Source organism: Paraburkholderia polaris, assembly GCF_012927345.1.
GTDB classification, from domain to species: domain Bacteria; phylum Pseudomonadota; class Gammaproteobacteria; order Burkholderiales; family Burkholderiaceae; genus Paraburkholderia; species Paraburkholderia polaris.
The window spans coordinates 22,999-38,435 of record NZ_JABBGJ010000041.1 but is presented as its reverse complement, the minus strand read 5'-3'; the positions used below and the strand labels follow the sequence as shown (position 1 = coordinate 38,435).

The 15,437-nt window shown below is 62.3% G+C and carries 12 protein-coding genes; 8 read left to right on the top strand and 4 right to left on the bottom strand.

Annotation, left to right across the window (positions count from 1 at the left end; translation table 11 throughout):
• Nucleotides 1-25 precede the first annotated feature (25 nt).
• The 3 genes from HHL24_RS32065 (at nt 26) to ggt (ending at nt 4,416) form a co-directional block, all read left to right on the top strand.
• On the top strand, nt 26-790 hold the full coding sequence (locus HHL24_RS32065; RefSeq protein ID WP_169489320.1) for a phosphocholine cytidylyltransferase family protein: 765 nt from the start codon (nt 26-28) through the stop codon (nt 788-790).
• A gap of 258 nt (nt 791-1,048) precedes the next feature.
• On the top strand, nt 1,049-2,452 hold the full coding sequence (locus HHL24_RS32060) for an MFS transporter (protein WP_169489370.1): 1,404 nt from the start codon (nt 1,049-1,051) through the stop codon (nt 2,450-2,452).
• Nucleotides 2,453-2,682: 230 nt separating this feature from the next.
• Nucleotides 2,683-4,416 (top strand): gamma-glutamyltransferase, encoded by a 1,734-nt coding sequence (ggt, locus tag HHL24_RS32055; protein WP_169489319.1) that lies wholly within the window; start codon nt 2,683-2,685, stop codon nt 4,414-4,416.
• 206 nt (nt 4,417-4,622) lie between these two features.
• Here ggt and HHL24_RS32050 read toward each other — a convergent pair whose 3' ends face one another.
• Entirely contained in the window at nt 4,623-5,669 is a 1,047-nt protein-coding gene (locus tag HHL24_RS32050; protein ID WP_169489318.1) for a S1C family serine protease, read from the bottom strand.
• A gap of 246 nt (nt 5,670-5,915) precedes the next feature.
• Here HHL24_RS32050 and HHL24_RS32045 point away from each other — a divergent pair, with 246 nt between their 5' ends.
• Together HHL24_RS32045 and ppk2 are read left to right on the top strand one after the other, a co-directional pair.
• Entirely contained in the window at nt 5,916-6,344 is a 429-nt protein-coding gene (locus HHL24_RS32045; protein WP_169489317.1) for a VOC family protein, read from the top strand.
• Nucleotides 6,345-6,537: 193 nt separating this feature from the next.
• Nucleotides 6,538-7,464 carry a polyphosphate kinase 2 gene (gene ppk2, locus HHL24_RS32040; RefSeq protein ID WP_169489316.1) on the top strand — a complete coding sequence of 309 codons (927 nt, stop codon included), beginning with the start codon at nt 6,538-6,540 and terminating at the stop codon, nt 7,462-7,464.
• Nucleotides 7,465-7,575: 111 nt separating this feature from the next.
• Here the strand turns inward: ppk2 and HHL24_RS32035 are convergent, their stop codons facing one another.
• Complete coding sequence (locus HHL24_RS32035) at nt 7,576-9,162, bottom strand: inorganic phosphate transporter (protein ID WP_169489315.1); 1,587 nt, start codon at nt 9,160-9,162, stop codon at nt 7,576-7,578.
• 423 nt (nt 9,163-9,585) lie between these two features.
• On the opposite strand from HHL24_RS32035, the gene HHL24_RS32030 reads away from it, so the two are divergent.
• On the top strand, nt 9,586-10,455 hold the full coding sequence (locus HHL24_RS32030; RefSeq protein ID WP_169489314.1) for a CHAD domain-containing protein: 870 nt from the start codon (nt 9,586-9,588) through the stop codon (nt 10,453-10,455).
• A 113-nt stretch (nt 10,456-10,568) separates the two neighbouring features.
• On the top strand, nt 10,569-12,143 hold the full coding sequence (locus HHL24_RS32025; protein ID WP_169489313.1) for a sensor domain-containing diguanylate cyclase: 1,575 nt from the start codon (nt 10,569-10,571) through the stop codon (nt 12,141-12,143).
• A gap of 64 nt (nt 12,144-12,207) precedes the next feature.
• Here the strand turns inward: HHL24_RS32025 and HHL24_RS32020 are convergent, their stop codons facing one another.
• The gene (locus HHL24_RS32020) at nt 12,208-13,266 is read right to left on the bottom strand and encodes a VTT domain-containing protein (RefSeq protein ID WP_169489312.1); all 1,059 of its coding nucleotides are present in this window, start codon (nt 13,264-13,266) and stop codon (nt 12,208-12,210) included.
• A 333-nt stretch (nt 13,267-13,599) separates the two neighbouring features.
• Between HHL24_RS32020 and HHL24_RS32015 the strand changes: the two genes are divergently transcribed.
• Nucleotides 13,600-14,505, top strand: a complete 906-nt coding sequence (locus HHL24_RS32015; RefSeq protein WP_169489311.1) for a DMT family transporter — start codon at nt 13,600-13,602, stop codon at nt 14,503-14,505.
• Nucleotides 14,506-14,718: 213 nt separating this feature from the next.
• On the opposite strand, the gene folE is transcribed toward HHL24_RS32015, so the two are convergent.
• Nucleotides 14,719-15,357 (bottom strand): GTP cyclohydrolase I FolE, encoded by a 639-nt coding sequence (gene folE / locus HHL24_RS32010; protein ID WP_169489310.1) that lies wholly within the window; start codon nt 15,355-15,357, stop codon nt 14,719-14,721.
• Between the last annotated feature and the right edge of the window lie 80 nt (nt 15,358-15,437).

The following is a 15,437-nucleotide window of genomic DNA, read 5'->3' as shown; positions in this document are numbered from 1 at the left end:
CTCCGAATTTTTTCAAGGACTGCGCATGCGTGCCATCATCCTCGCAGCGGGCCTCGGCCTGCGTCTCCAGCAACCGCCGCAGGCACAGTTCCCGAAGTGCCTGTTGCAGTTCGACGGTATGAGCCTGCTCGAACGGCATCTGCAAATGCTGGAAACCGCCGGCGTGACAGACGTCGTGCTGGCGCTCGGTTTTCAGCCGGAATCGGTGCAGGCGGAACTGGAGCGGATCAACTGGCCGCATAAGGTGGAAACCGTGCTGAACCCGCGTTACGACCTGGGCAGCGTGCTGACGGTGCACACGGTGGCCGAGGCGTTGACGCGTGGCGGCGACGTGCTGCTGATGGACGCCGATGTGCTTTACGACGAGCGCATTCTGAGCGCGCTGGTCGAAGGCGAGACGGTCAACCGTCTGTTGATCGACCGTGATTTCGAAGCCGGTGACGAGCCCGTGAAGCTGTGCCTGAAAGACGGCGTGCCGGTTGAATTGCGCAAGCAGCTCGCCGTCAATCTCGAGTACGACACCATCGGCGAATCGGTGGGCTTCTTCCGCTTCCGCCAGGAAACCGCGCAACGTTTCACGCAGATCGTCGCGGGCTACGTGGATAGCGGCCGGGCCAACATGCCGCACGAAGAAGCGGTGCGCGACCTCTTGCTGGAGCGCAGCCAGGTGTTCGACACGGCCGACGTGACCGGCTCGCCGTGGATCGAGATCGACTTCCCGAACGACGTCGCTCGTGCGAGCACCGAGATTCTGCCGCAGCTGCAACCGCTGGTCAGCGCATCGCGCTAAGTCTCGCTCCCGAATTGCTGCTGTATTGCATGGTGAGCCGGCAGTATGCCGGCTCGTTATCGCGTCGGTTTTTCTCTTCTTCTTCGCGCCTGTTTTTCGTAGTCAGTGCTGCCTCGTTGCGCGCTCAACGATTGGGTGCGGGATAGCAACGTGTCATTCGCGTGACTACAAAAAGGCTTCGCCTGGCAACATCTGTTGTCGATGCGGTGCGATAATTACCGCTTTACACCGGCGGCCTTGCAACCCGTCGTCATGCCAATGCCTCTCGCTTTAGGCACTTTCATTGTTCCACTGATCGTCGCGTGTGCGATGTTCATGGAAAACGTGGACGGCACGGTCATCGTGACGTCGCTGCCAGTTCTGGCGCGCGATCTCGGCCAGGACCCCATCACCCTCAAGCTTGCCGTGACGGCTTACGTCATCGGCCTCGGCGTTTTCATTCCCATTTGCGGCTGGGTCGCTGACCGCTTCGGTTCGCGCACGGTGTTTCGCACGGCGATCGGCATCTTCATGGCCGGCTCGCTGATGTGCGCGGCGTCCACTTCGCTCGGCACCTTCGTGGTTGCGCGCTTCGTGCAAGGCCTCGGCGGTGCGATGATGGTGCCGGTGGGGCGCATCATCATTTTTCGCTCGGTGCCCAAGTCGGACTTCATCCGCGCGGTCAACTATCTGACGGTGCCCGCGCTGCTTGGGCCGGTAGTGGGCCCACCGCTCGGTGGCTTCATCACGACGTATCTGCACTGGCGTCTGATTTTCTTCATCAACATTCCAATCGGCCTGCTGGGTATCTGGCTTGCGAACAAGCACATCGCCAACGTGCGCGAAGCGCACCCCGGCCGGCTCGACTGGACCGGCTTCGCGTTGTCGGCGAGCGGGGCGTCGCTATTCATGCTGGGGCTCTCGCTGGTAGGCGGCGAACTCGTTTCCAACACGGTTTCGGTCAGCATGTGCGTGATCGGCGTGGTGTTGTTGGTGATTTACGTGCTGTACGCGAACCGCGTCGAATTGCCGGTGCTCGATTTGCGGTTGTTGCGCATTCCGAGTTTTCACGCGAGCGTGGTGGGCGGTTCGCTATTTCGTATCGGGCTCGGCGCGGTGCCTTTTCTGTTGCCGCTTGCGTTGCAGGAAGGCCTTGGCATGACGGCGTTCAAGTCGGGGTCGATCACCTGCGCGTCCGCCTTTGGCTCGATCTTCATGAAGGCGGCTGCGTCGCGCATTCTCGGCCGTTTCGGTTTCCGCACGGTGCTGATGTTCAATGCCGGTTGCGCGGGCCTGGCGATCGCTGTCTACGGTCTGTTTTCCCCCGGTACGCCGCACTGGTTGATCTGGTGTGTCGTGCTGTTCGGTGGCTTCTTTCCGTCGTTGCAATTCACCTCGTTGAATACCTTGGCGTATGCGGATATTCCGAGCCGCGACGTCGGCCGGGCGACGAGTGTCGCGAGTGTGATCCAGCAGATTTCGTTGGGGCTCGGTGTGACTATCGCCGGCATCGTGCTGCAGATCTCGCATAACGTACAGGGTCATTCGACCATCGTGTTCTCCGATTTCTGGCCGGCGTTCCTCGTGGTCGGCTTGTTCTCGTTCCTGTCGATTCCGGTGACCGCGCGCTTGCCGCAGGGCGCCGGCGATGAAATCGCACGCGGCAGTCGCGGGAGCGCCTGAGTGTCCAACTCGCGGTGCGCCTCGTTCGTGGCGCAGTGCGTTTACTGCGTTCGATGCCGATTCGAACACGGCTACCCGCGAAAATTAGCGTCGTGAAGTGGCGCGGTTTTTGTGTGCTGCAGCATGCACCAGATGCGTGCAGAAGCTTCGCAAATAGCGGATCCGCGTGTTATAAGCCCAAGGCAGCTTTCGTTTTCGTCAGATGAAGAAGTCGTCTTGGGGGATGTCCAATGAAGTTGTTTCACAACGCTAAATCGTCCGCTAGCGGACTTGCGCTGGTCGCACTCGTCTCTGTTTCAAGCGGTTTTCTCGAAGCCACCCCGGCCTTTGCCAAAGCGCCCGAGAAAGCGCAGCCGGCCGTTCTCACGGCCTCCGCCATTGCGGCCGCGGACAAGTACAGTGCCGACGCTGCGGAACAGATTTTCAAGGAAGGCGGCAACGCCGTCGACGCGGCAGTTGCGATTGCCTTCACGCTTGCCGTGACGTATCCGGAAGCGGGCAATATCGGTGGCGGCGGTTTCATGACGCTGTATGTCGACGGTAAGCCGTACTTCCTCGACTACCGCGAGCGCGCGCCGCTGGCCGCGACCAAGAGCATGTATCTCGACGACAAGGGCGAGGTCATCAAAGACATGAGCCTGTTCGGCTATCGCGCGGTAGGCGTGCCGGGTACCGTCGACGGCATGTGGCAAGCGCAGCGCCGCTTCGGCAAGCTCAAATGGAAGCAGGTGCTCGCACCGGCAATTCACTATGCGCGCGACGGCTTTGAGGTCAGCGAGCAATTGCAGCAACGCCGCGACGACGCGGCGAAAGACTTTGCCGGCAAGACCAACTTCGACACCTACTTCGGCAACCTGAAGCAGGGCGTCAACTTCAAGCAACCGGATCTCGCCGCCGTGCTGCAGCGCATTTCGGATCAGGGTGCAAAAGACTTCTACTCGGGCAAGACGGCTGATCTGATCGCGGCGTCCATGCGCGGTCACGGTCTGATTACGAAGGCCGATCTGCAGCAGTACAAGGCGGTGTGGCGTCAGCCGATCCAGGCGGACTGGAACGGCTATCGCGTGATTACCGCGCCGCCCCCGAGCTCGGGCGGTATCGGTCTCGTGCAATTGCTGAAGATGAAGGCCGACATTGCGCCTGACTTCAAGGACGTCACGCTTAATTCCGCGCAGTACGTGCACCTGATCGCGGAAATCGAGAAACGTGTGTTCGCCGATCGCGCGCAGTATCTCGGCGATCCGGACTTCTACAAGGTGCCGGTCGCGCAATTGACCGACGACGCGTACATCGCAAAGCGTGCAGCGGAAGTCAATCCGAATACGCCGTCAGATACGAAGAGCATTCAGGCCGGTCTGGGCACCTCGATGCCGGAGAAAGCGGAAACCACGCACTTCTCCGTGATCGACAAGTGGGGTAACGCGGTATCGAACACCTACACCATCAACGGCTACTTCGGCTCGGGCGTGGTGGCGGATCGCACGGGCATCGTGCTGAACGACGAGATGGACGACTTCTCCGCGAAGCCGGGCATCGCGAACCAGTTTGGCGTGGTGGGCAGCGACGCGAATTCGATCGATCCGAAGAAGCGCCCGTTGTCGTCGATGACCCCGACGATTCTGACGAAGGACGGCAAGGTGTCGCTCGTAATCGGCACACCGGGCGGCTCGCGCATCTTCACGTCGATCTTCCAGGTGATCAACAACATCTACGATTTCAACATGCCGTTGCAGGAAGCTGTCGGCGCGATGCGCTTCCATCATCAGCTGTTGCCGCCGAACACGATTTTCTGGGAGCCGTACAAGCCAATCGACGGCGAGCTCGCCAAGCAGATCGAAGCCAAGGGCTACAAGCTGGAGGGGCAGGATTTCAGCGGCGACATCCAGGCGATCAAGGTCAATGGCGATACGCCGGAAGCCGCAGCCGATCCGCGCGGCCGTGGTGTGACGCGGGTGATTCAGTGAGCGTTTGACTTGAATCGTTTAGGTGCATCTTAGCGGCGCATCTTTGTGGCGCCTCTTTGTGGATGCGCCGCGTGCAGAAAAAAGGCCTCGCGCTCGATTGAGCGCTGAGGCCTTTCCTATCTGTGAGATTGATGGAGCGTGAGGGCTCATTTATCCCCGAGCTCGCTTGAACGTGAGGCGTTTTCCCCCGCCGGTAGTCGAGCGAATCAGCTTGTCTGCTCGACCGGCGTCAAGGTCAATTCGAGCCGTTGCGCGCCACGCAACACGGTCACATTGACGGGTCTGTCGATACGCGACGCGTCGAGCGTACGTTGCAGGCTATCGACGTCTTGCACCGCAAGCGCATCGATCGCAACGATCGTGTCGTCGGTGCGCAGGCCACCGAGTGCGGCCGGGCTGCCTTTGACGATTTCCATGACATGCACGCCGCTCTCGGAGCCCAGGCCGAAATAGCGCTGCACGCGGCGCGACAGTGGCCGCGTGGTGCCGGCCACGCCGATGTACGCGCGCCGCACGCGGCCGTGCGCGAAGATCTGCATGATGACCCACTTGGCCGTATCGATTGCGGTGGCGAAGCAGATCGCCTGCGCGCCCGGAATGATCGCGGTGTTCACACCGATCACCTGACCGGCCGAATTGATCAGCGGCCCGCCCGAATTGCCGGGATTGAGCGCGGCATCTGTCTGGATCACGTCATAGATCATGCGGCCCGAATTCGAGCGCAGCGAGCGACCAAGCGCCGAGACCACGCCAGTCGTCACGGTTTGCGCGAGGCCGAGCGGATTGCCGACCGCGATCGCGATTTGGCCGACCCGCAACTTCGACGATTCGCCGAGTTCGACGTGCGGCAACGGCTCGGGCGAGCCGATGCGTAGCACGGCCAGATCGCTGCCGGGATCGTCGCCCACCAGATCGGCGTCGAATTTCGCACCGTCGGCGAGCGTCACCTTGATGTGCGTCGCGCCATGCACGACGTGGCTGTTGGTGAGCAAATAGCCGTCGGGCGTGAACAGAAAGCCCGAGCCCGTGCCGCCGCGCGCGCCGCGGCTGTCGCGCCCGGAGGGGGCGCCGGGTAGCCGGCGTTCGACGGAAATGAAGGCGACTGCCTGTTGAACGCGTTCCAGCGCGCCGATTACGGTGCGGGAATAGGCGTCGAGCAGGGCGTCGTCGGATAAAGCGTTGAGTGGATCGGGCCCGGGGGCGTCGGATGCGGCGCGCGACAGGTCATCGATGAAGCGTGGACGGCTTCCCATGGCGATGCTCCGGATAAACGGAAATCCAGATGCGGGGCGGTGAACGGGTTTTCAAGTGCGGGCGGGGTGGGATGCGCGAGGCTGACTATGAGACACTTTCCTGTGTCCGGTCACGCCAAAGCTGGGGTCGTTGCCCGAGCGGGAACGCGGGCCAATGTCTGGACCGACGCCCACGCCGATGCTCGCAACGCCCGGGCACACGTCATGCAAGCCGTCAGGCGTCGTCATGCCAAGGAGACAGCCGCCATGAACTCACCCGCCACATCAGCCGCAGCCTCTGCCTCGTCGAGCGCGCCGGCAGACCCGACGGAACCGAGCGAGCCGCGCATCGAGTCGCTCAGCGCCATCACGCTCGCCACCGGTGATATGCCTCGCGCTGTGCTGTTTTACGAAGCACTTGGTTTTCCGATCAAATTTGGCGGTTCGCACGAAGCATTCACGTCGTTTGCATTCGGCGGTTCGTATCTGAACCTGATCGTCGATACGCGCGCGCCAGTCAACTGGTGGGGGCGCGTGATCATTTATGTGTCGGACGTCGACGCGCTCTACCGGAAGGCGCTGGCGGCGGGTTTGAAGCCGTCGCTCGAACCGTCCGATGCACCGTGGGGCGAGCGCTATTTCCACATCACCGATCCCGATGGCCACGAACTCAGCTTCGCGAAGCCATTGCGTTAGCGGCCGGCGGTCGCGCTAAACTCGCTATCATGGACGGCTATAAGGCGCGCAGGCTGCTGGCGAACGCCTATCGCGCCGAAGGCGCGGCTGCCGCGCTGGTAACACGGCTGACACTTCGCGCTTCGATAATCGAACCCGTTCGCGATGCGCATGCGCCGCGCGCCTAACCATTTCCGTTGCCAGGAGAGTCGCAATGAAAGAGCTGGACCCGAGACCCGAGGCCGAAGTCATGGCAGAACGGCAGCGTCGTTTCGAGGAGGACCTCATCGATGCCTACGACGAGGAACTCGAAATGGAGGTCGACGACCGTATCATCGACGGTGCGGAGGGCTTCACCCCCGAACATCGCGAGGCGCGCAAGGTGTACTTCCGCGAGCTGTTCCGGTTGCAGGGCGAACTCGTCAAACTGCAGGACTGGATCGTACAAACCGGGCATCGTCTGGTGGTGATATTCGAAGGACGCGACGCGGCCGGCAAGGGCGGCGCGATCAAACGCATCACGCAGCGGCTCAATCCGCGCGTGTGCCGTGTGGCGGCGTTGCCGGCGCCGAACAACCGCGAACGCACACAATGGTATTTCCAGCGTTACGTGTCGCATCTGCCGGCCGGCGGAGAAATGGTGCTGTTTGACCGCAGTTGGTACAACCGCGCGGGCGTCGAACGCGTGATGAATTTTTGCAGCGACGACGAGTACGAAGAGTTCTTCCGCTCGGTGCCGGAATTCGAAAAGATGCTGGCGCGAAGCGGTGTGCAGATTCTCAAATACTGGTTTTCGATCACCGACGAAGAACAGGAAATCCGCTTTCAGAACCGCATCCGCGATCCGCTGAAACAGTGGAAACTGAGTCCGATGGATCTGGAAAGCCGGCGTCGCTGGGAAGCCTATACGCAGGCGAAAGAAGTCATGCTGCAGCGCTCGCACATTCCCGAGGCGCCCTGGTGGGTCGTGCAGGCGGTCGACAAGAAGCGCGCGCGTCTGAACTGCATTCACCATCTGCTGAGCCAGGTGCCGTACCACGAGATCGAACATTCGCGCGTCGAGTTGCCGGCGCGGGTCTATCACGACGAATACAGCCGCCAGCCGGTGCCTTCGTCGATGATCGTGCCCGAAGTGTATTGATCGGGTGTCAGCTTGGTGAAGGTAAAAGAGCGCGGTAAAGACCGCGCTCTTTTACTTTCACCGTCGCCGGATTTGCACCCGGCACCAGCGGTTTCAGTGGTTACAGCGATTTCAGAACACCAGCCGGAACAACCAGTACAAGCCCCCGGCCAGCGCGATCGAAACGGGCAGCGTCAGCACCCAGGCGAGAATCAGGCTGCGCACCGTACCCCATTGCAAGCCGGAGCCGTTGGCCGCCATGGTGCCGGCCACGCCTGACGACAGCACGTGCGTTGTCGAGACCGGCAAGCCGTACATGTCGGCCGCGCCGATTGTCAGCATCGCCACCACTTCAGCCGCCGCGCCCTGCCCATAGGTCAGATGCTGCTTGCCGATCTTCTCGCCGACCGTCACGACGATGCGCTTCCATCCGACCATCGTGCCCAGACCAAGGGCGATAGCGACCGCAACCTTGACCCACGTCGGAATGAACTTGGTGGCGTGATCGGTTTGTGCCTTGAAGTTGTCGATGGCCTTGGCGTCTGCCGGCGAGAAGGCCGGTTGTTTGCTCTTCTCCATCAGGCGAATTGCTTCAGACGCGACATACATGTTGTTGCGCACGTTATCGACGATGTTTTGCGGCACGGTTGCTATCGATCCGGACTCGTTGACCTGCTGGCCGATCAGATCGGTCAGTTGCTGCAAGGCCGGTAACGTGGCGGGCGTCAACTGGCGCGTGCGCACATACGCTTCGACATCGGCACGCGGATTGGCGGACGGCGCCGCGCCTTGGGTGTACCTGGCGAGCGTGGCCGAGGCCTGATGTGCGACCGCGAGATAGGTCTGCGTTTCCGCCGGCGTGACCGCCTTGTTCAGCGCGTAGGCCGTCGGCACCGTGCCGATCAGGATCAGCATGATGAGACCCATGCCTTTCTGTCCGTCGTTCGAACCGTGCGCGAACGAAACGCCGGTACAGGTCAGAATCAGCAGGCTGCGAATCCAGAACGGCGGCGGCTCCTTCCCCTTCGGCTCCGCGTACAACGCGGGAACGCGCACCACGGCCTTGAGGATCAGCAGCAGTAAACCGGCGGCAAGAAAACCGACCAGCGGCGAAAACAGTAGCGACTTGCCCACGCCGAGCGCCTGATTCCAGTCCACGCCGCTCGTGCCGTTCGCGCCGTGCATCAGCTGATTCATCAGACCGACGCCGATGATCGAGCCGATCAGCGTGTGCGAGCTCGACGACGGCAGTCCGAAATACCAGGTGCCCAGATTCCAGATGATTGCAGCGATCAATAGTGCGAAGACCATCGCAAAGCCCGCGCTGCTGCCCACTTGCAGAATCAATTCGACGGGCAGGAGTTGCAGAATGCCGAACGCGACCGCGCCAGTTGAAGTAAGCACACCGATGAAATTCCATCCGCCGGACCAGACCACCGCAATGTTCGGCGCGAGCGAATGCGTGTAGATCACGGTGGCGACCGCGTTGGCCGTGTCATGAAAACCGTTGACGAATTCGAAGCCGAGCGCGATCAGGAGCGCAATGCCGAGTAGCAGGTAGGGCAAAAACGAGGCTTCGCGAACCGGTTGCAAATCGTCCGCCAGATGCATGGCGCAATAAGCAGCGCCGATCGCAATCACAACGAGGAAGATGATCAGGCCGATACTGCGCCCCTTTCCACTTGCAGAGCCCGGTTGTGGGTACGAAAGTTCCGGCATGGCATGAGCCTCAAAAGTTTGTCGCGGAACTGCCGATCCTGCGGTGCCTATGTGTCGTTATGATGACAATGGCGTGACAGCTATGCGGGACCGATGTTCGCGGGAAGTGCGCGGTGATTGACGCTAAAGGATAGGTCCCCGCCTGTGCGGCGGGCCGGAATGATAAGCGGTCCGAAAAGAACTACGCGAAGTGCGCCTGTACGGCGGAATGGATTTTCCGGTTCAACTGTCGCCAAGATCGCATTCAGACTCGCGCGACCCTGGCGGCCGCCACGATTTGCGGTGGCTTACGACCATGCAACGCGCATTTTCCTACGGCGATCCTCGTGCAGTTTAGGCGACCCGCGAGCGGATATCCACCGGGACCTTTTTTTGCTAGGCTGACATAACGGGACTTATAACGGGACTTTTGAAGGACGTTCGATGAAGCGCGAGAGCCGGAAGATCGACAAACAGGCTGCGGATAGCAAGCCGGCCGGCGCAGCGTGCTCTGCGGAGTCGGCCTTCGCGTCGTACGCGGCGCCTCTCGTCGATGAGGCGATCGAATACGCCAATGCTTTGCGCGAAGACGCATCGCCCGAAGCGCTGCATAAATTGCGCGTATCGCTGCGGCGGTTGCGCTCGTTGTGGTGGGCGTTCGGACCCTTGCTGGACAAAGGCGAGAATACGCGCCAACGGGCGCTGTATAAGTATCTGGCGACGGCAGCCGGCAAGACGCGCGATTGGGACATTCTGATCGAACTGATTGCCCACGACGGGCGCGTTGCGCACGAGATGGCACCGAAGCTCGAGGAGGCGCGCGGCGGCGCGTTGGCGACGAGTCGTGAAACGCTTTCGAACGCGGACGTCAAACATCTGCTGCAAGATGCCCTGACCAGTGCCAGTAAGGAATTGAACACGGCCCACGAGCGCGTGCCGTTGCGAAAATTTGTCGATAAGCGCGTGGCCGCTTCTGAACGTTCGCTGAAAAAGCGCATAAAACGGGCCTCTCATGCGAAGCGCTCCAACTACACCGCATTTCACGACGTCAGAAAGGCGGGGAAAAAAGTGCGGTATCTGCTCGAGTTTTTCGAGCCGGTTCTGGACGGCAGCCACAAACGTGTCCTGAAGCGGCTAAAGCAGATTCAGAAGCGTTTCGGTACGCTGAACGATATTGTCGCAAGCGAGATGCTGCTGCGCGACAATATGGGCTTGCTGGCCGGGTCCGGCGACACCGATGCAGTGCTTCATTGGCTCGGGAAGGAGCGCAAACGCCGGATGCGCGCGGCAGTGGGACTGCTGCGCAAACTGTGATGCGGCTCAAGAGGCGGCCGCATGCTCGAGCGAAGCGGCCCGAATAACCACATAGATTTTGCGTCCGTACCTGATCGGTCAGGTGGACCCTTTGCGAAGGAGGCGATGCGCACGTGGCACATCAAACGCTCTCGCTGCGTCGACGGTTGCGATTCATGTCGCGCGCCGGTGGGACCGGTGTGGCGCGTTACGTGGGCAACCACCCGTTTTTCGCCGGCGTGGCCGGCACCCTGGTCGCCGTGGCGATGGCCGGGTTGACGCTTCTGACGCTGAGCAGCGGTCGCGCCGACGCGCTCGACCATGCGCGTGAAACGGCACAAAATCTCGTCTCGATCATTTCCACCGATCTCGAACGAAACGTTGAGATCTACGATTTGTCCCTGGAGGCGATGGTAGACGGGGCACGCGATCCTGGTACGTGGACCCTGTCTGGGGGCTTGCGGCGAGCAGTGCTATTCGATCGCGCAACCACGGCGGCCTACCTCGGCGGTGCCTATGTGATTGGCCCGGACGGTCGAGTGATCGCTTCACAGAACGGCGAGGTCGATGCCGCAGTCAGCCTGGCCGACCGTGACTACTTTCTGGTGCATCAACGCAGTCCGGCCGTCGGGCTCTATTTCTCCCACCCGTACCGCTCGCGGCTGCGTGACGGCAAGCTTTCGATCGGTCTCACACGTCGCATCAACGAAGCCGATGGCACATTTGGCGGCATTGCGCTTCTGGCGATTCGCATCGAATACTTTCAGCGTCTGCTTGATCGGATCAACACGGGCGAACTGGGCTCCGTGTTCATCGTGATGGACGACGGCACCTTGCTCGCACGCAAGCCGTTTTCCTCGCGCGATATCGGCTCGAGCATAGCGAAGTCGCCGACCTTTCAGGTGATGGCCGCGCACAACTCGGGCTCGTATGTCGCGAACTCGGCGGTGGACGGCGTGAGCCGGATGTTCACCTATGCACGCGTGCCGGGCGCGCCGCTGATTGCGGTGGTTGCGCCGTCAGTGGATGAAGTGCTCGCGCCGTGGCGGCGCCGCAGCAGGATTGCCGGCGTGCTGACGCTCGCTTTCGGCGCGGTCTTCGTGATGGTCTCGTGGCTGCTTGCTTTTGCCTTGCGCGACAAGATGCGCGCGCAGGCGGCGCTGGTGCGTCTGGCCGCGACTGACCCGCTTACCGGGCTCAGCAATCGCCGCGTGCTCGACAAGCGTCTCGACGAAGAATGGCGGCGCGCGCGGCGCTCCGGGCAATCGCTATCGGCGTTGTTCATCGACATCGATCATTTCAAGCAATTCAACGACGTCTACGGCCACGCTAGCGGCGACGAGGCGTTGACCGCCGTGGCCGAATGCATCTCGGCCACGGTGCTGCGCTCGCTCGATCTGGTGGCGCGATACGGCGGCGAGGAGTTTGCCGTTATCTTGCCGGACACAACGGCCGAAGGCGCGCTCAGGCTCGCAGAGAAGATTCGCCACAAAGTACAGAGCCTGCGAGTCTTGCATCGCGATGGTGAAGCGATCGCTGTCACGGTGAGCATTGGTTGCGCGACCTGTGTGCCGGCGGAAGGTGCAAACGCGCTCGATCTGCTGGCCGCTGCCGACCGGCAGCTATACGCCGCCAAGGCGGCAGGGCGCAACCGGGTCAATTCGACGGTATGGGCGGGGCGTTCGATGGCGCAGGATTCGTCGCCGTGAACGGCGGCGTCTGATGGCGGCGCCTTGCATGTGACGACGTTCCGGCGCCGGGCCGGGCGATCACTCAGGGACTTGCCCAGGCGCTTTTGCTGCGCCGAGGGGCGAACCCGCGCAGCGTCACCGCGCCGCGTGCTTCGCCGTAGGGCTCCGGCGTGCGTTTGCCGGTGGTCGATTGGTCCGACAGCCAGAGAGGTTCGACGGGAAACCCGCGCCTTTGCCAGGCGTCGAGGCCGCCCCTCAATGCGCGAATCCGCGTGTAGCCGTTCAGGCGCATCCTTTGCGTGATCTCGACGGCGGTCGCGCTGTCCGGGCAAATGCAGTAAATCACCATGTCATAAGCGAGCAGCGCGAGGTCGATCTGTTCAGGCGAGTGCGGGTCGAGCGCCAGCACACCGGGAATAGAGCGCAGTGCTTCGCCTGCTGATGCTGGCGGGCGGGCATCCAGGATCTTGGGGGGCGTGATGCGGCGCCATCCGCTGGGTGTCGCTTGGGACGCAGCCGCCGAGGCGGCGTCCGCGAAACGGCGCCGCTCGCGGCGTCGCTGCTGCAGGCGATACACCAGATAGGCTAACGCCGCGGCCAGCAGAATGTCGATCACCGTGCCGCCGCGCGCTTTGACGAGGGCGAGCAGCATATGCAACTGCCTTTCCGCCGCGGCGCCGCCGAGCAGCCAGAAGGTGGCCCACGCCAGCGCGCCCGCGAGGTCCCACACAGCGTAGATGCGGCTGTCCACGGCTGTCGTACCCATGAGCGGCGGCGTGATGAGTCCCAACCCGGGGACGAACTTCGAGATCGACACGAGCGGCACGCCGAAGCGCTCGAATAGCGAGCGAGCCGTGTCGACCTTGGAATCGACCGCCGGGGAGATCCGGCTTAAGGCGGCGATCAGTTTGCGGCCGTAGATGCGGCCCGCGGCGAACCATGCGCCGTCGCCGATGAGCGCGCCGAGCACGGCGGCGAACAGAACCGGCCAGAAAGATAATGTCCCGGCGGCAATCGCGGAGCCCGCGAAGAGCAACACGGGGACCGCGGGGATCGGCAGGCCGAGGCGCGTCAACAGGACGTTGAGAAAGACGACTGCGCCGCCCCAGGTTGAAACCGCCGATGACGGAAACTCTATCAATTGCGGAACTCCTGTTGTTGCGGTTGGGCCGCACTGCGGCGGGAGCCTGTTGTTCCGGGACGCAAAGTGTGTACCTGGGGCGTTCATCTACTGACCCGCCCGGTTTGTTGGTTCGCGTCGCGGGTGGCGTTCTGTTTTGATCAGGATACTCGATGGGCCACGCTGGGGCGCCTGCCGGTTTCCTCCTGGCTGTAAGCCGGATTCGCGTCAGTATTTCGCGAAGCTGACGGTACGTCGAGAGCCTTGGCAGGCGCTTTTTCTGCAATTTCGTTCAAGACCGCGCGCGTCCGCGCCCCTAATCTGCCTATTCGTTCAAAGGAATAGGACAGCAGCATGAATTCACGGTATGTCGGCTATCTGTTTTGCGCGCTGGCGATGATCGGGGTCGGCAGCACGGTTGTCGTCAGCAAATCGATCGCAAGCGGATTGCCGCCGTTCAGCGCGACTGCATTGCGTTTTGCCATCGCGTTTCCCCTGTTTGTGCTGGTGATGCGCTGGCGTGGCGTGCGTTGGCCACGTCTCGATCGATACGACACGGCGCTCGTGATCGCCCAGGCGGGGGCGGGCAGCGTCGGTTATACGGTGTTGCTGATCAGCGGTATGAAGCTCGCATCGGCCGCCGATGCAGGCGTGATTGCCGGCACCTTGCCTGCTGTGTCGGCGATGGTCGCCATGCTGGCGCTGGGTGAGCGCCCCGCGCCCGCGTTGATCGGTGCGATTGTCCTCGCCACCTTGGGCGTGCTGGTGTGTACCGTGCGTATCGACGATTTCACCGTGCCGCATGCGGCCAGTTCGCTGGCAGGTAACGCGTTGGTGTTCGCGGCGATCGTCTGCGAGGCGCTCTTCATCCTGCTCAATCGCAAGTTGCGCACGCCGGTCGCGCCGCTACCGCTGTCGGCGTTGATGTGCGGCATCGGTTTCGCGGTGGCGATCCTGCCGGCGTGCTTCGAGAGGCCTTGGAGCGTGCCATTCAATGCGAGCGCCCTGAACGGTGTGCTGTATTACGCGCTCGTGCCGACCGTGGCTGGCTTCGTTCTCTGGTATGCGGGCGCTGCGCGCATCAGCGGGGCGGAAGCCGGGCTCATGACCGCACTCGTGCCGGTGAGCGCGGTCGCGTTGGCCGCTGTCGTGTTGCGGGAACCGGTTAGCGCGGCGCAACTTGCTGGTGTTGCATGCGTGTTGGGTGCGGTGCTGCTGGCCACCTTTGGGAAGATGCGTACGATGCGCGGCACGGCGTGAGGCTTAATCCGGCGTGAGGCATAACCCGGGCGCGAGGCCATAACCCGGGCGCGAGGCCATAACCCGGGCGTGAGGCATAACCCGGGCGCGAGGCATAACCCGGTGCACGGCGCGATGGCCTGAAGCCGCAGCATGAAGCACGGCCGATGGGCGCGGAATCAGTATTCGACGCCGCAGCCTGCACCACGGCGCGAGCGAATCGCTGTGCGGGCTTCAGGTATTGGCGACCGCCACCACACCCGGATTGCCCACGATCGACAAAAACTCGCGCCGCGTCGACGGATCGGTACGGAACGTGCCCAGCATGCGCGAGGTGACCATCGTGACCCCGGCCTTGTGCACGCCACGTGTGGACATGCATTGATGGGCGGCTTCGAGAATCACGCCGACGCCCGCCGGTTGCAGCACTTCGTTCAATGTATCGGCGATCTGCACGGTCATCTTTTCCTGGATCTGCAGACGCTTGGCGAACGCATCGACGAGGCGCGCCAGCTTCGAAATGCCGACCACGCGATGCTCGGGAAGGTACGCAACGTGCGCCCGCCCGATGATCGGCACCATGTGGTGTTCGCAATAGCTCTCGAAGCGGATATCTTTCAGCACGATCATTTCGTCGTAGCCGTCCACTTCGGAGAAGGTGCGGGCGAGGAGCTCGCGCGGATCGACCTGATAACCCGCGTAGAACTCCTCATAGGAGCGCACCACGCGCGCCGGCGTATCGAGCAGGCCTTCGCGCTCGGGATTGTCGCCGGCCCAACGCAGCAGCACGCGAACGGCTGCTTCAGCTTCTTCGCGGCTGGGGCGGTCTACTGCGGCCGCGGGTTTGGTTTTCTTCGCTTTGCTGCTGGCCATCCGTCGCTCCTCTGGGATCGCGCGTCGACGCTAGACGGAGCGCGCGGGGTCAATGAGTGCGGCCATTGTTCCATGTTTTG